We start from the raw sequence: 17875 nt of genomic DNA, 5'->3' as shown, positions 1-17875 counted from the left end.
GTTTATCTTCGATATTGCTCATGAAAGCAGGCCCGGCGAAGGCCCCTCGACAGCCCGCCCGGGCTGCGACACACTCTCGCCTCGTTGAGCCGCGCTCATGTCGCGGCCACCCGGGCGAGTGGCCCGGGCCACGCCCCGTCGACTGCGCACCGCAAGGACCGCCCCACGATGCTCGAGATCCGCCACCTGAAGACGCTTCATGCACTGCGCGAAACCGACAGCCTGGTCGAGGCCGCCGAGCGGCTGCACCTGACGCAGTCGGCACTGAGCCACCAGTTCAAGGAGCTCGAGGAGCGGCTCGGCCTCCAGCTGTTCGTACGCAAGACCCGCCCGGTGCGCTTCACCAGCGCCGGGCTGCGCCTGCTGCAGCTGGCCGACTCGCTGCTGCCGCAACTGCGCAGTGCCGAGCGCGACCTGGCGCGGCTGGCCGGCGGCACGGCCGGGCGCCTGCACATGGCGATCGAATGCCACAGCTGCTTCCAGTGGCTGATGCCGACCATTGACCAGTTTCGCGACGCCTGGCCGGAAGTCGAGTTGGACCTGGCCTCGGGCTTTTCCTTCGCGCCGCTGCCGGCACTGGCGCGTGGTGATCTCGACCTGGTGGTCACTTCCGATCCGGTGGAGCTGCCGGGCATCACCTACGTACCGCTGTTCACCTACGAAGCCCTGCTCGCGGTGGCCAACCAGCACCCGCTGGCCAGCCGCGCCTATGTCCAGCCGCAGGACCTGGCCAGCGAAACGCTGATCACCTATCCGGTCGAACGCGACCGGCTGGACATCTTCACCCGCTTCCTCGAGCCGGCCGACGTGGAGCCGGCGCAGGTGCGCACCTCGGAACTGACGGTGATGATGATGCAGCTGGTGGCCTCGGGCCGCGGTGTGTGCTGCATCCCCAACTGGGCGCTGCACGAGTACAGCGCGCGCGGCTACGTCACTGCCAAGCGCCTCGGCGAGCGCGGGCTGTTCGCCACGCTGTATGCGGCGATCCGCGCCGACATGCTCGACTCACCATTCATGCGCGACTTCCTGCTGACCGCCAAGGACACCTCCTTCGCCACTCTCGAAGGTGTCAGCGCCGCCGCGCGGGCCCGCTGACGCCCGTGCTCAGCGGCGCGGGCGCAACAGCAGCGCGCCAAGCACCCCGAGCGCCAACCCGCCGGCCAGCAACAGCCGGCTGTCGACCCGCTCGCCAGCACGCCAGCCACCGTCGACGCGGCGCTCGCCCGACGGCGGCGCAAACAGGTTGCCCGACGAACTCGCCGCAGGCTCGGCGCGGCGCAGCGCCATGCCCGTAAGCAGCCCGTTGAACCGGTCGAAGCCCGGCAGCAGCGCATGGGCGATGCGCAGCAGCGTGGCGCTCGCGCCCACCGCGGTACTGTCGCGCGGGCGCAGCGCGCGCCGCAGCATTGCCTCGGCGACCCGGGCGGGATCGTAACGCGGCGGCGGCGGCACCAGTTGGCGACCGGTGTAGTTGGCGCCATCGCGAAAGCCCGGCGTGTCGATCACGCCCGGGTAGATGTCGCAGACGTGGATGTGCGGCCACTGGGCCAGCTCGCCACGCAGCGCCTGGGTCAGCCCGCGCAGGCCGAACTTGCTCGCCGAATAGGCCGCCGCGTAGGGCTGCGCGATCCAGCTGCCAACCGACAGGGTGTTGATCAGCACACCGGCACTCTGCTGCTTGAAATACGGCAGGACGGCATGGGCGCCGCGCAGGTAGCCGAGCAGATCGGTCTGCACCACCTGCTCGTGGGCTTCGAGGGGCGTCTCGTCGAAGGCACCGACTGCGCCGATGCCGGCGTTGTTGATCCACACGTCGATGTGCCCGCGGCCGAACTTGGCCGCCGCGCTGGCCAGGCGCTCCACCTCGTCGGCCACGCCGACATCGGTCGGCACCACCAGCGCCTCGCCACCGGCGACGCGGCACTGCGCGGCCACCTCCTCCAGCGCCTGGGCGTCGCGCGCCGCCAGCACCACGCGCGCACCGCGCCCGGCGAAGGCCTGCGCCGCGGCGCGACCGATGCCGCTGGACGCGCCGGTGATCACCACCACGGCGCCGTCGAGCGAAGGGTTGTTCATGGGGGGTCCTCCTGCGGTTCGGCTGTCTTCAGCTGACCGCCCGTCGGCGGTGAACATTCAACCCGTCCGTCGCCCGTCGCCCGTCGCGCCTCAGACCATCTGCAGCGGCACCTTGCGCCACGGCGGCGCGAAGGCCGCGTCGAGCAGCGCCAGGTCCTCGGCCGCCAGCTGCAGGTCGGCGGCCTGTGCGTTGGCGCGCACGTGCTGCGGGTCGCTGGCCTTGGGGATCACTCGCACGCCTGGCTGGCGCAGCGCCCAGGCCAGCGCCACCTGCGCCGGCTGCGCACCGTGGCGGCGGGCGACCTCGAGCAGCGCCGGAGCGCGCAGCAAGGCACCGCCCTGGCCCAGCGGGCAGTAGGCCATCAGCGACATGCCGCGCGCCTGGCACCAGGGCAGCAGGTCGAACTCGATGCCGCGCTCGGCCGGGTTATAGAGCACCTGGTCGGTGGCGCAGGCAGCGCCGGGCGGCAGCTCCTCGAGGTCCGCCACATCGAAGTTGGAAACGCCCCAGGCGCGGATCCGCCCCGCCTCGCGCAGCCGTTCGAACGCCTCCACCGTCTCGCCGAGCGGATAGCCGCCGCGCCAGTGCAGCAGGTAGAGGTCGAGGCAATCGGTATCCAGCCGGCGCAGGCTGCGCTCACAGGCCTCGACAACGCCGCGCCGGCTGGCGTTGTGCGGATAGACCTTGCTGACCAGGTAGACGCGCTCGCGCCGGCCGCGGATCGCCTCGCCGACCACCTGCTCGGCACCGCCCTCGCCGTACATCTCGGCGGTGTCGATCAGCTGCATGCCGAGCTCGATGCCCAGGCGCAGCGCGGCAACTTCCCGCGCGCGCTGGTCACGGCGCTCGCCCATGTGCCAGGTACCCTGGCCGATCGGCGAAACCGGCGCGCCGTCAGCCAGGCAGAACGGCATGCTCATGCGCGGCACCCCGCGACGGCACGGCGGGCGCGCGATTGTGCAGAAACGAAACGACTACGGGACATGGCATCTCCAGGGTTCGAAGCAGGCGGTCAGATGCGCTCGCTCAGGCCGAGGCGGATGCCCAGCCCCACCAGCAGGGAGCCGAACAGCCGGTCGAGCCAGGCCGCCACCGCCCGCTGGCTGCGCAGCAGCGCGCTGGCCCGCGCGGCCAGCAGCACCAGCAGGAGCTCGACGACGATGGCCACCAGCACCACGAGAAAGCCCAGCCAGAACAGCTGCAATGCCGTCGCGCCATGCCCGGGGCGGACGAACTGCGGCAGGAAGGCCATGAAGAAGATCGCCGCCTTGGGGTTGAGGATGTCCACCAGCACGCCCTGGCGGTAGGCCCGCCAGGCACTGGTCGAACCCGCCATCTGGGGCAGCCGTTGCAGGCCGCTGCCGGACGCACGCAGTGCCTGCAGGCCAAGGTAGATCAGGTACGCCGCGCCGACGTACTTGACCACCGAGAAGGCCAGCGCCGAGGTTGCGAGGATCGCCGACAGCCCGAGGGCCGCGGCCGATACGTGCACCATGGCACCACTGCACACGCCCAGCGCGCTGGCGATGCCGACCCGTCGGCCGCCGCCGAGGGTGCGCGAAAGCACGTAGAGCAGGTCCGGGCCGGGCGACAGGTTCAGCGCCAGTGCGGCGGACAGGAAGACACCCCAGAACAGCGGGTCGGACATGGCGCACTCCTCCCTCACGAACGCCCAAGGCTAGCAAGCGGCAGGGCCGGGGCCAGCGAATCAATCTCCGGATGGATTGACCGGTCACCACGCTCGTCGGAAAACTGACGAGCTGACGCAGGAATGCTGCTTTATTGTCACCGCGGTGAACTAGCTTGGCTTCGGTAATGTCAATCAGCCACCTCCGCCGGATCGGAGGCGCCACCCACTCTACTCGTCCAGTTCGACAAGGGACATGCGAATGAACGACTTCAAGGCCTCGCCGGCGCCCCTGCCGGCCAGCCCGCGCGTGCTGCTGCTCTCGGGCAGCGAGCTGCTGGAAGGCACCATGCGTCAGCATCTTCACCAGATCAGCGACTGCCAGATGCAGCGCTGCACCCAGCCACGCCCGGATCAGCTGCGCTGCGACCTGGTGCTGCTCGACCCGACCAGCTATACCCGCGACGACGCTGTGCGCCTGCTGCGCCGCGCCGAGCAGGCGCCGCTGGCGCTGGTCAACGCCCTGCCCGAGCAGGCCGAGGCCCTGGTCGAGGCGCACCCCTGGATACGCGGGGTGTTCTACCGGGGCAGCTCCGGGCAGACCTTCGGCCAGGGCTTCGGTCGCCTGCTCGACGGCGGCGACTGGCTGCCGCGCGGGCTCACCGAGCGCCTGGTGTCGCGCTACCGCCAGCTGACGCCGACCAGCCAGGGCATCGACCAGCTCACCGTTCGCGAAAAGCAGATCCTCGCGCTGGCCGGCAAGGGACTGTCGAATGCGGAGATCGCCCGGACCCTGCACCTGAGCACCCACACCATCAAGAGCCATGTGCACAACGCCCTGCGCAAGCTCGGCGCCAGCAATCGCGCCCAGGGCGCGGCGATGGTCCTGGCCTACGTCTACGAGCCCAGCGCATGAAGCGCCTGGCCGTGCTGCTGGCCCTGCTCGGCGCCCTGGCGGCCCGGGCAGAGGAAGCCGAGCTGCAGGGCCTGATCACCAACGGCACCATCACCCGCACCGGCCAGGCGTTCTACGTGAAGTTCTGCGAGCGGCTGAACGACACCAGCCGGCTGGACTTCAACCTGGCGGTCAGGGAGCGCCCGTCGGCGCGCTGGGGCGTGCTGATCTGGGTCGAGCACGAGAACCAGCCGCTGTACCGCCGCTTCCTGCAGCCCAACGTGGCGGACATGCAAGCCACCGCCTACGCGGCGGCGGACTCCGTGCTCGAGGCCATCAACCGGCGCAAGATCGAGGCGCTGTTCGACGACAACATCGACCTAGCCAAGGACGAGTTATGAAACGCTCCCGCCGCTTCGCCACGGCCTCGCTGGCGGCCCTGCTGGTCGCCAGCGCAGGCGCCACCGAGCTGGTCTACACCCCGGTCAACCCGTCGTTCGGCGGCAGCCCGCTCAATGGCGCCTGGCTGCTGGGCAACGCCCAGGCCCAGGACGACCACAAGGACCCCGACGCGCTCGATCGCTCGGCGCTGTCGGGCAGCGCACTGGAGCGTTTCACCAGCCAGCTGGAGTCGCGCCTGCTGTCGCAGATGCTGAGCAATATCGAGCAGGGCAAGGAAGGCGTGCTGACCACCGACGACTTCATCATCCACATCCTCAACGACGAGCTCGGCAACCTGACGGTGAACATCACCGACAAGCTGACCGGCGAAGTCTCCGAGATCATCGTCAACGGCTACAGCGACTACCGTTGACGCAGGGAGAGCCAAGGGCCATGAGAAGCCTGCTGCTGGCCATCGGGACGATGGCATTGCTTGGAGGGTGTTCGCTGCGCGAGCCGATGCCGGCCGATGCCCAGGCACCGACCCTGACGCCGCGCACCTCCACCTACCGCGACCTGCTCGCCCTGCCGCGCCCGAAGGGCCCGCTGGTGGCCGCGGTCTACGGTTTTCGCGACCAGACCGGGCAGTACAAGCCCAACCCCGCCAGCTCCTTCTCCACCGCGGTGACCCAGGGCGCGGCAAGCATGCTGGTCGACGCCATGCAGGCCAGCGGCTGGTTCGTGGTGCTCGAGCGCGAAGGGCTGCAGAACGTGCTGACCGAGCGCAAGATCATCCGCGCCTCCCAGGCCAAGCCCGACGTGGCGCCGAACATCCAGGCCGAGCTGCCGTCGCTGCTGGCGGCGAACATCATCATGGAGGGCGCCATCGTCGCCTACGAGACCAACGTCCGCAGCGGTGGCCAGGGCGCGCGCTACCTGGGCATCGGCGTGTCGCAGGAGTACCGGGTCGACCAGGTGACGGTGAACCTGCGCGCAGTGGACGTGCGCAGCGGGCGGGTGCTGTCCAACGTGATGACCACCAAGACGATCTTCTCGGTCGGACGCAGCGCCAACGTCTACAAGTTCATCGAGTTCAAGGAGCTGCTCGAGGCCGAGGCCGGCTACACCACCAACGAACCGGCGCAGCTGTGCGTGCTCGCGGCGATCGAGTCGGCCGTGGCGCACCTGATCGCCCAGGGCGTCGAGCGGCGGCTCTGGCAGACCGCCGACGGCAGCAGCGCCGACCATCCGGCGCTGGCCCGCTACCTCGGCCGGCCGGACCAGCCCTGACTGCCGGCCCGGCGCTCAGCCGCGCGGCCGCGCCGGGTTGCCGGCCACCGTGGCACCGGCGGCGACATCGCGGGTGACCACGCTGCCGGCACCCATGATGGCGTCGTCGCCGATGTTCACGCCGGGCAGGATCAGCGCCCCGCCGCCGATCCACACGTTGCGGCCGATGCTCACCGGCCGGCCGAACTCCAGGCCGCTGCGACGCGGGCACCGTTGCGATCGCCCTACCGCCCGCGCGAGGCGCTTGTGCAGCGGACCGCCGATCGCAAGGCGCTGCCTGCCGCGGCGACCACTACGCCCTCGTCAAGGTGCATTTCGGACAGCCAGCAGGGCACTGCGGCCGGTTGCAACGGCTGCAGCGGACGACGAAACCGTGCAGAATCCCTGCGCCCGGCCCGCGACGGCGCGCAGGCCGGCCGATCGCCGTCGCCCGACATGGGCCCGGCGTCCTGCAACGGCGGGCCTCGCCCCGCGCTTCCGGACTAGGGACGATGAACAACAACGACACCTCCCCGCCGCTGTACGGCGCCCATGGCAAGCCCGCCGGGCGCATCCGGCAGAAGAACGAGGAAGGCATCCTCGCCGCGGCAGCCGAGGAATTCGCCCGCTACGGCTTCAAGGGCACCAGCATGAACGCCATCGCCCAGCGCGCCGGGCTGCCCAAGGCCAACCTGCACTATTACTTCAGCAGCAAGCTGAACCTCTATGTCGAGGTGCTGCGCCATATCCTCGAGCTCTGGGACACCGCCTTCGACGACCTCACGGTCGACGACGACCCCGCCCTCGCCCTGGCCGGATACATCCGCCTGAAGATGGAGTTTTCCCGGCGCCACCCGCAGGCCTCGAAGATCTTCGCCATGGAGATCATCAGCGGCTGCGAGTGCCTGTCCGCGCACTTCAACCAGGACTATCGCAACTGGTTCCGCGGGCGCGCCGCGGTGATCGAGGCCTGGATCGCCGCCGGCAAGATGGACCCGGTCGACCCGATGCACCTGATCTTCCTGATCTGGGCCGGTACCCAGCACTACGCCGATTTCTCCGACCAGATCCGCCGCATCACCGCCAAGCGCATGACCAAGGCCGACTTCGCCCAGGCCACCGAGGCGCTGGTGCAGATCATCCTCAAGGGTTGCGGGCTCACCCCGCCCGACGCCCCGCGCTGACCAAGCCGCCGCGCCGCCGGCGAACCGGCGCCGCGTGCGGCCAGCGAACTCTCTGCGCGGTTTCGGGGTCGTCTGCACACACCCCGACCCAGCGACGCAGGAGACCCGCATGCAGCCCTATGCCCGCTTCGGCACCATGATCGCCACCTCGACACTGGTCATGTTCGGCCTGATGTACCTCAACACCTACAGCCTGGACCACCTGCTGTTCAGCGAGACGCGCGCCTACATGGCGCTGCTGATGGGCGCCAGCATGGCCATCGTCATGCTGCTGTTCATGCGCGGCATGTACCGCAACCGCACGCTCAACATCGCCATCCTGCTGGGCAGTGCCGTGGTGTTCGCCGTCTCGCTGGGCCTGGTGCGCAGCCAGGCGACCATCGACCAGGTGTCGTGGATGAAGGCAATGATCCCGCACCACTCGATCGCCATCCTCACCAGCGAACGCGCCGACATCGACGACCCGCGCGTGCGCGAGCTGGCCGACGGCATCATCAAGACCCAGCGCGAAGAGATCGCCGAGATGAAGGCGCTGATCGCCGAACTGAAGCGCTGAGCCCACCTTTTCCAGTCAACAGGAGACAAGCACCCAATGCCCCTCGCAATCCGCTCCACCCTAGCTGCCACCTTCCTTGCCACCGGTTTCACCCTGCTCCTGCCGCATGTCGCCCTGGCCGAGTCCCGCGCGGCGCTCGGCTGGGTCGAGCGCGGGATCGTCTACCCCGAGGGCGTCACGGTGAAGTTCAAGCTCGATACCGGCGCGCTGACCTCGTCGCTGCACGGCGAGGACGTCGAGTACTTCCGCAAGGACGGCGAGAAGTGGGTGCGCTTCGACATGGACCTCAAGGATGTCGAGAACGGCAAGCGGGTGGAGTCGCGCATCGAGCGCAAGCTCGAGCGCGAACTGACCGTGCGCGGCGCCGGTGGCACCGAGGACCGGCCGGTGGTGCGGATGAAGGTCTGCATCGGCGGCCAGCTGCTCACCGAGGAGTTCTCGCTCAACGACCGCGACGACATGAACTACCCGGTGCTGCTCGGCCGCCGCACCCTGGAAAAACTCGCCCCGGTGGATTCGGGCAGGACCTTCACCGTCGAGCCGGCTTGCGAAGGCGGGCAGGCCTGATCAGCCGCGCCGGCGGAACACCAGCGCCTTCAGCCCGCTGTCGGCGCTGACGTCGGGAAATTCCGGCGGATTGGCCAGGCGCTCCTGGAACTCGAATTCCGCCGCCTCGGCCAGCATGCTGTCGATGAGGAAACCTGGCCCGACGTCAGGGTCGTTCATGCAGGCCAGCACCAGCCCGCCCGGCGCCACCAGTTCGGGCAGCCGGCGCAGCACCTTGGCGTAGTCGCGGTCGAGGGCGAAGCTGCCCTTCTGGAACGACGGCGGGTCGATGATCACCAGGTCGTAGGGCCCGAGCTTGCGCACCCGCCCCCACGACTTGAGCAGGTCCAGGGCGAGGAAGCTCACCCGCGAAAGGTCCTGGTCGTTGAGCCGATGGTTGTCCCGCCCGCGCGCCAGCGCCGCGCTGGCCATGTCCAGGTTGACCACCTGGCTGGCACCGCCGGTCAGCGCCGCGACCGAGAAGGCGCAAGTGTAGGCGAACAGGTTGAGTACCCGCCGCCCCGCCGCCTGCTCGCGCACCCAGCAGCGGCCCAGGCGCATGTCGAGGAACAGCCCGCTGTTCTGCTTGCGGCCCAGGTCGAGCAGGTAGCGCAGGCCATGCTCGCTGACCGGCCACTGCTCGCGCACCTCGCCGACCAGCCAGTCGCACGGGCTGTCCGGCCGGTAGCGATGCTGCAGCAGCAGCGTATGGGCACCGCGGTGCTGCCACGCCGGCGAGGCGGCGAAGTCCAGCAGCATCGCCCGCAACGCCTGCAGCTGCTGCGCGGGCGGCTCGCGGTACAAGGCCACCAGCACGATGCCCTGCAGCCAGTCCACGGTGATCTGCTCGAGCTCCGGCCAGCAGCGGCCACGCCCATGGAACAGCCGGCGCGCCTCGTCGGGCGCGGTCGCCAGGGCGCCGGCCAGATGCTGGCGCAGGGTTTCGAGGGCCGTCGGGGTCATATGCGAATAGCCGTGGGTCAGGGGGCGCGCATTGTAGCGCCCGCTGCCGTGCGGCAAAGCGGTCGGTGAATCGCCAGACGCCACGCGCCAGCAGAGGGCAACCAGGCAATACCTCGTCGCGCAGAAGCAACGCTATGTGCAACAGGTCACGTAACGCCCTGCTAGAGCCGCGCAAACCTCGACCGGTACACTCCTCCGCTACCGTCCCGCCGTAAAAAGCTGGCCGCTTACCGCTCAACGGACTGACGGAGGAACAAGGAATGTTCAACCCGGCCAACCATGCCCATTTCAGCCTGCAGTTGCCGGTCGAGCACGACCTGCAGGTGCTCGAATTCCACGGCCGCGAGGCGCTCTCTACGCCCTTCGCCTTCGAGGTCGAGCTGGTCAGCGAACGCCCCGACCTGGACTTGGAGTCGCTGCTGCACCAGCCGGCCTTTCTCGCCTTCGCCCCGGATGGGGCCGGCATTCACGGGCAGGTGCAGCGCATCGCCCAGGGTGAGTCCGGCCGGCGCCTGACCCGCTATCGGCTGACCCTGGTGCCGCAGCTCGCCTACCTCGCCCACCGCAGCAACCAGCGCATCTTCCAGCACCTCAGCGTGCCGCAGATCGTCGCCCGGGTGCTGGAGGAGCACGGCATCCTCGCCGGCGTCGGCCATCGCTTCGAGCTCGGCCCGGTGCTCTATCCCGCGCGCGAATACTGCGTGCAGTACGACGAGAGCGACCTGCACTTCATCCAGCGCCTCTGCGAAGAGGAAGGCATCCACTATCACTTCCAGCACAGCGCCGACGGCCATGTGCTGGTGTTCGGCGACGACCAGACGGTGTTCCCCACGCTGGCACCAGTGGCCTACCAGCAGGACTCCGGGCTGGTCGCCGATCAGCCGGTGATCAAGCGCTTCGGCGTGCGCCTGGAGACTCGCACCAGCCGCGTGACCCGTCGTGATTACGACTTCGAGAAACCGCGGCTGACCATGGAAGCGGCGTTTCACAGCGACTTCCAGCCGGATCTGGAGGACTACGACTATCCCGGCCGCTTCGTCGACCGCGCCCGCGGCAAGCACCTGGCCCAACGCGCCCTGGAGCGCCACCGCCACGACTACGAACGGGCCGAAGGCGAAAGTGACCAGCCCTCGCTGATCAGCGGTCACTTCCTCGAGCTGACCGAGCATCCGAGGGCCGACTGGAACCAGCTCTGGCTGCTGGACGAAGTGCTCCACGAAGGCAAGCAGCCGCAGGTGCTGGAGGAGTCCGTATCCAGCCATATCGATGGCGGTGACGGCTTCGTCCAAGGCTACCGCAACCACTTCACCGCCACGCCCTGGACCGTTCCCTACCGCCCGGCCCTGCGCCATCCGAAACCCAAGGTGCTCGGCAGCCAGACCGCCGTGGTCACGGGACCTGCCGGCGAAGAGATCCACTGCGACGAATACGGCCGGGTAAAGGTCCAGTTCCACTGGGATCGTCATGGCCAGGCCGACGACAAGACCAGCTGCTGGCTGCGCGTGAGCTCCAGCTGGGCTGGCGACCGCTATGGCGGCCTCGCCATCCCGCGGGTCGGCATGGAAGTACTGGTGACCTTCCTCGAAGGTGATCCCGATCAGCCCTTGGTCACTGGCTGCCTGTATCACGCCGAGCACGTGATCCCCTACGACCTGCCGGCCAACAAGACCCGCACGGTGTTCAAGACCCTGAGCAGCCCGGGCGGTGGCGGCTACAACGAACTGCGCATCGAAGACCGCAAGGGCGCCGAGCAGATCTACCTCCACGCCCAGCGCGACTGGGACCAGAACATCGAGCACGACCAGAAGATCCGCGTCGGCCACGAGCGCCACGACACGGTGGAAGCCAACAGCTACAGCGAATGCCGCGCCGAGGAACACCGCACCACCCACGCCGATCGCAAGACCGAAATCCGCGCCAACGATCACCTCACCATCGGCCACAGCCAGCACCTGAAGATCGGCACCGGGCAGTTCGTCGAGGCGGGCGATGAAATCCACTATTACGCCGGCAGCAAGGTGGTCATCGACGCCGGCATGGAACTCACCGCATCAGGCGGCGGCAGCTTCCTCAAGCTCGACCCCAGCGGCGTGACGCTGAGCGGCGCGACCATCAGGCTGAACTCCGGCGGCGCGGCTGGAACGGGCTCGGGCGTGAAGGTGCTGGCGCCGGTACGGGCCAACGCCGCGGACAGCGACCAGGCCGGCGCCCGTCCGAAGCTTGCGCTGGCCAATGCCCAGTTGCAGATCGCCCGCACGGCCCGGCAACTCGGCGCCAGCCGCTGCCCGCTCTGCGAAGCCTGCCGCGAAGGCCTTTGCGACACGGGAGCGACCCGATGAACGCTCGCCTGGACCCGTGGCTGGATGAACAGCACCGGCAGCAACGGCAACTGCTGCTGGTCATCGACAGCCTGGCGGAACCCGACCCCGTCAGGGAGCTGTTCGCAGCCGACCTGATGCGCGACTACGTCAATCTCTACCTGGGCACCGAGCTCGCCGACCTGGCCAACGTCGGCCCATGGCTGCTCCGGCTGGACGACACGGACCTCGTCGCGCTGCAGCCAATGCTCGATAGCCCCGAGCGCAACTGGGGCTGGCTGGCCAGCGCCGACAGCATCGACCTCGATGCCCTGCGCCAACACTGGCAAGCGCGCATGCTGATCGACGATCGAGGCCAACGCGCCCTGTACCGCTTCCAAGACAACCGCGTCCTCGCCCGCCACCTCGGCGCCTTGGCACCCGAACAGCGCGCTCCACTACTGGGCCCGCTGGCCAGCGTACTGTGCTGGGACGGTCGCACGTGGTCGACATTCGACAACCCCAGCCCCGGGCCCTGCCCCGCCCCGTTCGCAACACCCTGGCTCGAACTCCCCGAGCCAGCGGACGTCTCGCGGCAGATCCGTCAGCACAACCTGTTGCAGTGGCTCTGGCAGGAGCATCCCACCCATGCCACGACCCTGGCCGAACAGGTCGTGCTGGACGACTGGCTCGCCGAACAGCTGGACCAGGCCGAGCACTGGCAATGGCACGCGCTGGAGCAGCAACGCTTCCTGCTGCAGGGCCGCCTGCAGCCGGCCCTGGCATCACAGCCATTCTGGACGCCCCGCCCCGCCGAATCCCCCGAGCAACACTTCGATCGCTGCCAGGCCTTCGTCGCCTACATGGAGCCCAGCCACCCATGAACCGTCATGCCCCGCACCTGCTGGCCATTAGCCTGGCCACCAACCTGCTCTCCGGCTGCGGCTCGCTCGCCCCGCTGACAGGCGACAGCTTCACGCTCGAAGGCCAACTCCCTGCCAACTTCGCCATCAAGGCACAAGCCCATTACGGCGTCGCCAACGGCTGCGATGGCCGTAGCCAGACGCGTTCCTTCCAACGAAACTTCGAAGGCGCGCCCCACGAGTATCGATTCCGCATTCCGATCAACTACCGCGATGGCCTCTGCGAAATGCAGCTGGCACGCGTCGGCCTGTTCATTCACGGGCGCTATGGCGATAAGGATTGGCAGCGCACCTACGACAACGGTGGTTTGGTGCTGGTCGACACCTTGCCTGAGGGCGCGCCAGGGTTCGACTCGAACGGTACGTTGAGCAAGACGGCGGAATGTACATGGCTCTTTCAACTTAGTAGAGCGCAATCTAGACAAGGCGAGATCAGCAAACTGCTGATCTGCGAAAATGCTGGGGCGTATTTACCCCGCTTTGAACTTCCAGAAAAACATGTTCAGCTGTCATTTAAAGTCGACTCAGCGGAGCGTCCATCTCGGAAAAACACTTGGATAAATACTTCAACAGGATGGAAGCCCTGCCTACCCAAAACAGGATGGCAACGATGCCAAAAACCACCTGTATTTAAAAAATTCAAAATGAACGGTCTAGATTGCACCGTATACCCAAACTGCAAGGAGTAAACAGGGATGAATAGCACGGCCAAGGAGGGCCTCGAATGTCCGCTACAGAATCACAAGGTCAGCTTTCGATTGGTAGATGAACACGGAGATGGCCGCCCCTTTGCCGGCCTACGATATCTGCTTCACGATAGGCATGATCAGACATTCGAAGGTAATCTAGACGGCGAGGGATTTGCACTAATAGCCAGTACTCATTGCGGCCCCTTAGTTCTTAACCTTTCGGACAAGCTGTCGCGATATGCAGATCCTTGGTATGAAGAACTTTCTCTCAGGGACGCTTTCCCGCTTCCTCTAACGGCGCTGCAAATAGCCGCCGAACAATCTCCCTCCGGCCCGCGCCGGCCAGACGGCCGGACTTATCTCGCCGAAGCACGCGCAAGGCAGGAAAACGCTGTCTTTCATCGCGTAGAAGTCAGTGACTTCGCTGATGCCAAGGCTCATCTACCAGAGCCCGACGCGACATGGGGCCCGCGGCCGTCGGTCATGCTCAAGCAAAACGCCGGCCCTGCTCGCAAGCAGCCTGGGGTAGCGCTCGCTTCGAACAGCCACCATGTGCTGGAAGTGAAGGCGCTACGCGCTTACAGCCCGCTGCTTTCGCGAAGCAAGGCGTTCTGCGCCTTGAATGCCTACCACCTGGCCGTGATGAGCACTTTCGCCTACGCCCCGTTCAGCAAGCCTCGCGAATCGGGCATCCCCTATACATCCAACCCTCCCCCCTACATCAAACCGGGCTCGATTGGACATGTTCTACGCGAGCAGTTGGCGCAACTGCAGAAATCGCAACTGTTCGATAGCGCGCGTTATGACTTGATCTACGAGGAGGTGCCTTATTCAAAGCGTCTGGAAATCATGCCTTACGACCCGGAGCGCTATCAGGATGAGGCGCTGAAAGGCTGGCGCACCCCGGAAGATGTCCATTTCCTGCACGACGAACAATCCAACACCCAGGCCTTCATTACGCACAGCGACAAGGTCATGCTCATTTCGGTGCGCGGCACGCTTGAGCTGGAGGATTTCTTGCTCGACGCCGATGCCCGCCAAGTACCGATCAAGGACGGCACAGGCCAAGCGCATCGTGGTTTCTATAACGCGTTCAACGCCGCCAAGGCCTTCGTCGAACGCTATATGGAAGCGTTCTATATGGAGCAGACCATAGTCATCTGCGGGCACAGCCTCGGCGGAGCGGTTGCATTGCTTCTCGCCGAATGGGTGAACCAGCACTGGACGACGGATACTCAGCTCTACACCTTCGGCGCCCCCCGTGCCGCCGACCGGGCCTTCGTCCAGGCGGCGAGCGGCCTCGCTCACCACCGCCTGGTCAACCACAACGATCCCATCCCTGGGGTCCCCTTCGTCTGGATGGATGCCGAGTGGAAGCTCGCGGCCGCCGGGATGGTGGCGTTGTTCAGCGCTCCGGCGGTCGGGATTTCCCTGCTGCTGGGCGGCTTGCTCAACCTCGAGGGCGATCCCTACGAGCACCACGGTGCGCAGCGCCATTTCGTCTCGCGAAAACCGGGTGGAGGCAGCGAGAGCGCCGTGCTCTGGCAGGCCGACTGCAGTCTGATCGAAGAACAAGCCTGCGCGCGCTATGCCGGCGCGCTGAACCTGCAGGACGACATGCCCCAGCGTGCCGCGCTGATCGAGCAGTTGGCCTCGGCGGCCGAGCATTCCAGCGACAGCGGCTACAGCCGCGCCATGCTCACCACCCTGTTGCGCTGGCATGCAGCCGTTGCCGAGCGCGACGGGGCGCTGTTCACGCCCGGGGAAATCCAGGATATCCAGCACCTGATCCGCCGTGCCGAAGAGGAACTGGCCAGCTGGCAACCGCGCAGCTTCGCCGAGTTCCAGCACGAAATCCGCAAGCGCCATGACCGACGCTTCTACAACAAGACCGACGCGCAGCTGCTGCAGCTCTACAACGAGGGCATCACCGCGGTACGTCGCTTGACCGCACGGCAGCGCGACGCCCTGAACCGCGCCCGGCAGCGGCTGCTGAGCGAAGCGGACCGGCCGCTGAGCGCCGCGGACGTGTTCGGCGATCTCTGGCGTCGGACGGATCTGCCCGACCTCGTCTCCGAGTGGCTCGCGCTGGAGGCCAACCGCAACGCCGCGGGGCTGGCCCGCCAGCAGGGCGTACCAAGCCCGGCGATGGCCTGATACCGGAGACGGGTACCTACTGCCCGAAGGGGTGGTTGCGCCGATCGGCCCAGGCCGGCGAATCACCCTGATCACTCACCGAATCGAACTTGGAACGGCGAAACGCGTCGAAAAGCACCCGAACGTTGCACAAGGTTGCCTATGACCCGCTCCGCCCTGGCCGCTGCCCTCTCGCTGGTGCTTGCCGCGCCCCTGGCTGCCGGCGCCGATGACCTGCAGGCACGCGATGCCCGCAACAAGCAGGAAACCGCCAAGCGGCTGGATGCCGAGAATCGCGCCAGCGAGCCGCTGACCAGCCGCTACAACCATGTGCTCACCTTCGGCCAGTCGCTGGGGTCGGCGGCCGAAGGCTGGCCGGCGCTGTCGGTCGAGCCGCGCTATGACAACCTGATGCTCGGCGAGTCGACACGCTCGGCGACCTTCAGCGGGCCGCAGTTCAAGCCGGTCGGCCAGGCGGCCTTCCAGCCGCTGCGTGCAGTTGTGCAGCGCAAGAGCAATGCCGCGCAGCTGCTGGCCGACGGCGAGATCGCGCAGCTCGATGCCCATGCCCAGGAGGAAGGCGAGTCGGTGGAAGTCGGTGCGCTCAACATGGCCCGCTACCTGTACCTGAAGCGGCGCGGCCAGAAGAGCGACCCCGGCCACCTGTTGCTGGCCAGCAATGCCGCCACCTCCGGGCGCTCGATCGCACAGCTGGCCAAGCGCGGCGGCACCAACGAGTACCGCCGCGCACCGCAGGCCATGCAGGAAGCGAAGAACCTCGCCCATGCCGAGAACGCGAGCTACGCGGTCAGCGCGATCTTCTGGCTGCAGGGCGAATACGACTACAGCCACACCAGCGGCGGGCGCAACGACAAGGACTACTACAAGGCCCAGCTGCGCCAGCTGCGCGACGACCTCAACGCCGACGCCCGCGCCATCAGCGGCCAGCAGCAGCCACCGGCGTTCCTCAGCTACCAGACCGACGCCAAGTCCTCGGTCAAGGACGGCTCGCTGGCGGTCGGCATGGCCCAGTGGGAACTGGCCGAGCAGGAACCGGGCTGGTACCTGGTCGGGCCGGTCTACCCCTACCCCGACAAGGGCGTGCACCTGTCGGCCAACGGCTATCGCTGGTTCGGCCAGATGCTGGGCAAGGTCTACCATCGCGTGGTCATCGAAGGTAAGGGCTGGACGCCACTGGCACCGCGCGGCGCGACCGCGTCCGGCCGCGAGGTGCTGGTCGACTTCCTGGTGCCTCGCCCGCCGCTGGCGTTCGACCAGCCCTACCTCGCCCACCAGGCGCGCGAGGTGAAGAACAAGGGCTTCCTGCTGCACGACGGCAAGGGCGAGGTGCCCATCGAAGCGGTGGAGCTGGCCGCCGACACCATCGTCCGCCTGCGCGCCGGGCGCGAGCTGGTCGGCGAGCCGCGGGTCAGCTATGCCAGTTTCGACGTCGGCGGCGCCGGCCAGCTGCGCGACAGCGACCCGCAGCGCGCCGAGTCGAACTACGAATTTCGCCCCGGCATGCAGCGCACCGAAAAGATCCCCGCCCTGCTCGGCAAGCCCTACCCGCTGCACAACTGGAGCATCGCCTTCGACATCCCGGTCACGCGCGAGGGCCGCTGATCACCAGGGCAGCGCCTGGCCGTCATAGGCCTGGAAGCTGCCGCTGGCCTCCGGCCCCAGGGCGTCGATGACCCGCAGCAGGTCATCTGCCGCCGCGGCCGCCGGCCGGCCGATCTCGCCGCCGCGAAACGGCCGCGACAGCGCCGAACTCACCGTGCCGGGATGCAAGGCCAGCAGCACGGCGTTCGGCTGGCTGCGCCGGACCTCGATCGCCGCCGTTTTGATCAGCATGTTCAGCGCAGCCTTCGAGGCACGGTAGCTGTACCAGCCACCGAGGCGGTTGTCGCCGATGCTGCCGACCTTGGCCGAGAGCATCGCCAGCACGCCGCGCCGCCGGTCGAGCAGCCCGCAGAAGTGCCGCAGCAACAGCGCCGGGCCGAAGGTGTTGACCTGGAAGGTGGCCAGCAGCTGCTCCGGGTTCAGGTCGGCCAGGCGTCTTTCCGGCATGAAGGTCTCGGCGTGCAGGATGCCGGCGGCATTGACGATCAACTGGAACGGCCCCCGTTCGGCCACCTGCGCCGCGGCCTGTTCGATGCTCGCCGGCTGCGCCAGGTCGAGCGCCGGCCGCGTGGCCCGGCCGAGTTCGACCACCGCCGCACAGCGCGGGTCCTCGCGCAGCGCCGCGACCAGCGCCGCGCCGATCCCACCGGACGCGCCGATCACCAGGGCGCGGTAGCCCTCGGGAAAAGATTGCATCTGCATCGCGATC

The 17875-nt window shown here is 67.7% G+C and carries 18 protein-coding genes and 1 pseudogene; 13 read left to right on the top strand and 6 right to left on the bottom strand.

Annotated features, from left to right (window positions below):
- Positions 1-168 precede the first annotated feature (168 nt).
- Positions 169-1095: a transcriptional regulator MetR gene (gene metR / locus L3N39_RS07825; protein WP_237256770.1), complete on the top strand. Its 927-nt coding sequence runs from the start codon at positions 169-171 to the stop codon at positions 1093-1095.
- Positions 1096-1104: 9 nt separating this feature from the next.
- On the opposite strand, the gene L3N39_RS07820 is transcribed toward metR, so the two are convergent.
- From L3N39_RS07820 to L3N39_RS07810, 3 genes are all read right to left on the bottom strand, one after another.
- Positions 1105-2076, bottom strand: a complete 972-nt coding sequence (locus L3N39_RS07820; RefSeq protein WP_237256769.1) for an SDR family oxidoreductase — start codon at positions 2074-2076, stop codon at positions 1105-1107.
- 90 nt (positions 2077-2166) lie between these two features.
- The gene (locus tag L3N39_RS07815; protein ID WP_431978011.1) at positions 2167-2997 is read right to left on the bottom strand and encodes an aldo/keto reductase; all 831 of its coding nucleotides are present in this window, start codon (positions 2995-2997) and stop codon (positions 2167-2169) included.
- Between the two features lie 92 nt (positions 2998-3089).
- On the bottom strand, positions 3090-3725 hold the full coding sequence (locus tag L3N39_RS07810) for a LysE family translocator (RefSeq protein ID WP_237256768.1): 636 nt from the start codon (positions 3723-3725) through the stop codon (positions 3090-3092).
- Between the two features lie 241 nt (positions 3726-3966).
- On the opposite strand from L3N39_RS07810, the gene L3N39_RS07805 reads away from it, so the two are divergent.
- From L3N39_RS07805 to L3N39_RS07790, 4 genes are read left to right on the top strand one after another with little or no spacing between them, the layout of a single operon-like run.
- Positions 3967-4620: a helix-turn-helix transcriptional regulator gene (locus L3N39_RS07805; RefSeq protein ID WP_237256767.1), complete on the top strand. Its 654-nt coding sequence runs from the start codon at positions 3967-3969 to the stop codon at positions 4618-4620.
- Positions 4617-5000, top strand: a complete 384-nt coding sequence (gene csgE / locus L3N39_RS07800) for a curli production assembly/transport protein CsgE (RefSeq protein ID WP_237256766.1) — start codon at positions 4617-4619, stop codon at positions 4998-5000. Before L3N39_RS07805 ends, csgE begins: the two co-directional genes overlap by 4 nt.
- The gene (locus tag L3N39_RS07795; RefSeq protein WP_237256765.1) at positions 4997-5413 is read left to right on the top strand and encodes a curli assembly protein CsgF; all 417 of its coding nucleotides are present in this window, start codon (positions 4997-4999) and stop codon (positions 5411-5413) included. Before csgE ends, L3N39_RS07795 begins: the two co-directional genes overlap by 4 nt.
- A gap of 20 nt (positions 5414-5433) precedes the next feature.
- Positions 5434-6270 (top strand): CsgG/HfaB family protein, encoded by an 837-nt coding sequence (locus L3N39_RS07790; protein WP_237256764.1) that lies wholly within the window; start codon positions 5434-5436, stop codon positions 6268-6270.
- A gap of 15 nt (positions 6271-6285) precedes the next feature.
- Here the strand turns inward: L3N39_RS07790 and L3N39_RS07785 are convergent.
- Positions 6286-6474 (bottom strand): annotated as a pseudogene (locus L3N39_RS07785) (DapH/DapD/GlmU-related protein); the annotation flags it as partial.
- A gap of 287 nt (positions 6475-6761) precedes the next feature.
- On the opposite strand from L3N39_RS07785, the gene L3N39_RS07780 reads away from it, so the two are divergent.
- From L3N39_RS07780 to L3N39_RS07770, 3 genes are all read left to right on the top strand, one after another.
- A complete protein-coding gene (locus tag L3N39_RS07780) occupies positions 6762-7433 on the top strand; it encodes a TetR/AcrR family transcriptional regulator (protein WP_237256763.1) in 672 nt (223 codons plus the stop codon).
- A 109-nt stretch (positions 7434-7542) separates the two neighbouring features.
- Positions 7543-7989: a DUF305 domain-containing protein gene (locus L3N39_RS07775; protein ID WP_237256762.1), complete on the top strand. Its 447-nt coding sequence runs from the start codon at positions 7543-7545 to the stop codon at positions 7987-7989.
- A 36-nt stretch (positions 7990-8025) separates the two neighbouring features.
- On the top strand, positions 8026-8556 hold the full coding sequence (locus L3N39_RS07770) for a retropepsin-like aspartic peptidase RloA3 (RefSeq protein WP_237256761.1): 531 nt from the start codon (positions 8026-8028) through the stop codon (positions 8554-8556).
- Here L3N39_RS07770 and L3N39_RS07765 read toward each other — a convergent pair whose 3' ends face one another.
- Entirely contained in the window at positions 8557-9498 is a 942-nt protein-coding gene (locus L3N39_RS07765) for a class I SAM-dependent methyltransferase (protein ID WP_237256760.1), read from the bottom strand. It abuts the gene before it with no gap.
- A 260-nt stretch (positions 9499-9758) separates the two neighbouring features.
- On the opposite strand from L3N39_RS07765, the gene L3N39_RS07760 reads away from it, so the two are divergent.
- The 5 genes from L3N39_RS07760 to L3N39_RS07740 all read left to right on the top strand — a co-directional run bounded on the left by L3N39_RS07760 (position 9759) and on the right by L3N39_RS07740 (position 17166).
- A complete protein-coding gene (locus tag L3N39_RS07760; RefSeq protein WP_237256759.1) occupies positions 9759-11837 on the top strand; it encodes a type VI secretion system Vgr family protein in 2079 nt (692 codons plus the stop codon).
- The gene (locus L3N39_RS07755; protein ID WP_237256758.1) at positions 11834-12679 is read left to right on the top strand and encodes a DUF4123 domain-containing protein; all 846 of its coding nucleotides are present in this window, start codon (positions 11834-11836) and stop codon (positions 12677-12679) included. Before L3N39_RS07760 ends, L3N39_RS07755 begins: the two co-directional genes overlap by 4 nt.
- Positions 12676-13407: a hypothetical protein gene (locus tag L3N39_RS07750; protein ID WP_237256757.1), complete on the top strand. Its 732-nt coding sequence runs from the start codon at positions 12676-12678 to the stop codon at positions 13405-13407. The genes L3N39_RS07755 and L3N39_RS07750 overlap by 4 nt, the downstream gene beginning before the upstream one ends.
- Before the next feature lie 6 nt (positions 13408-13413).
- Complete coding sequence (locus L3N39_RS07745) at positions 13414-15564, top strand: lipase family protein (RefSeq protein WP_237256756.1); 2151 nt, start codon at positions 13414-13416, stop codon at positions 15562-15564.
- A gap of 141 nt (positions 15565-15705) precedes the next feature.
- On the top strand, positions 15706-17166 hold the full coding sequence (locus L3N39_RS07740) for a phosphate ABC transporter substrate-binding protein (RefSeq protein ID WP_237256755.1): 1461 nt from the start codon (positions 15706-15708) through the stop codon (positions 17164-17166).
- Here L3N39_RS07740 and L3N39_RS07735 read toward each other — a convergent pair whose 3' ends face one another.
- Positions 17167-17868 (bottom strand): SDR family NAD(P)-dependent oxidoreductase, encoded by a 702-nt coding sequence (locus L3N39_RS07735; RefSeq protein ID WP_237256754.1) that lies wholly within the window; start codon positions 17866-17868, stop codon positions 17167-17169.
- Between the last annotated feature and the right edge of the window lie 7 nt (positions 17869-17875).

This window comes from Pseudomonas oligotrophica (assembly GCF_021726475.1).
Classification (GTDB): Bacteria; Pseudomonadota; Gammaproteobacteria; order Pseudomonadales; family Pseudomonadaceae; genus Stutzerimonas; species Stutzerimonas oligotrophica.
The sequence above is the reverse complement of the archived record's forward strand: the minus strand, read 5'-3'. Positions and strand labels throughout refer to the sequence as shown.

Excerpts from the sequence above, each read along its gene's own strand:
- metR (WP_237256770.1), top strand. The coding sequence starts at position 169 with ATGCTCGAGATCCGCCACCTGAAGACGCTTCATGCACTGCGCGAAACC.
- L3N39_RS07820 (WP_237256769.1), bottom strand. The coding sequence starts at position 2,076 with ATGAACAACCCTTCGCTCGACGGCGCCGTGGTGGTGATCACCGGCGCG.
- L3N39_RS07815 (WP_431978011.1), bottom strand. The coding sequence starts at position 2,997 with ATGAGCATGCCGTTCTGCCTGGCTGACGGCGCGCCGGTTTCGCCGATC.
- L3N39_RS07810 (WP_237256768.1), bottom strand. The coding sequence starts at position 3,725 with ATGTCCGACCCGCTGTTCTGGGGTGTCTTCCTGTCCGCCGCACTGGCG.
- L3N39_RS07805 (WP_237256767.1), top strand. The coding sequence starts at position 3,967 with ATGAACGACTTCAAGGCCTCGCCGGCGCCCCTGCCGGCCAGCCCGCGC.
- csgE (WP_237256766.1), top strand. The coding sequence starts at position 4,617 with ATGAAGCGCCTGGCCGTGCTGCTGGCCCTGCTCGGCGCCCTGGCGGCC.
- L3N39_RS07795 (WP_237256765.1), top strand. The coding sequence starts at position 4,997 with ATGAAACGCTCCCGCCGCTTCGCCACGGCCTCGCTGGCGGCCCTGCTG.
- L3N39_RS07790 (WP_237256764.1), top strand. The coding sequence starts at position 5,434 with ATGAGAAGCCTGCTGCTGGCCATCGGGACGATGGCATTGCTTGGAGGG.
- L3N39_RS07780 (WP_237256763.1), top strand. The coding sequence starts at position 6,762 with ATGAACAACAACGACACCTCCCCGCCGCTGTACGGCGCCCATGGCAAG.
- L3N39_RS07775 (WP_237256762.1), top strand. The coding sequence starts at position 7,543 with ATGCAGCCCTATGCCCGCTTCGGCACCATGATCGCCACCTCGACACTG.
- L3N39_RS07770 (WP_237256761.1), top strand. The coding sequence starts at position 8,026 with ATGCCCCTCGCAATCCGCTCCACCCTAGCTGCCACCTTCCTTGCCACC.
- L3N39_RS07765 (WP_237256760.1), bottom strand. The coding sequence starts at position 9,498 with ATGACCCCGACGGCCCTCGAAACCCTGCGCCAGCATCTGGCCGGCGCC.
- L3N39_RS07760 (WP_237256759.1), top strand. The coding sequence starts at position 9,759 with ATGTTCAACCCGGCCAACCATGCCCATTTCAGCCTGCAGTTGCCGGTC.
- L3N39_RS07755 (WP_237256758.1), top strand. The coding sequence starts at position 11,834 with ATGAACGCTCGCCTGGACCCGTGGCTGGATGAACAGCACCGGCAGCAA.
- L3N39_RS07750 (WP_237256757.1), top strand. The coding sequence starts at position 12,676 with ATGAACCGTCATGCCCCGCACCTGCTGGCCATTAGCCTGGCCACCAAC.
- L3N39_RS07745 (WP_237256756.1), top strand. The coding sequence starts at position 13,414 with ATGAATAGCACGGCCAAGGAGGGCCTCGAATGTCCGCTACAGAATCAC.
- L3N39_RS07740 (WP_237256755.1), top strand. The coding sequence starts at position 15,706 with ATGACCCGCTCCGCCCTGGCCGCTGCCCTCTCGCTGGTGCTTGCCGCG.
- L3N39_RS07735 (WP_237256754.1), bottom strand. The coding sequence starts at position 17,868 with ATGCAGATGCAATCTTTTCCCGAGGGCTACCGCGCCCTGGTGATCGGC.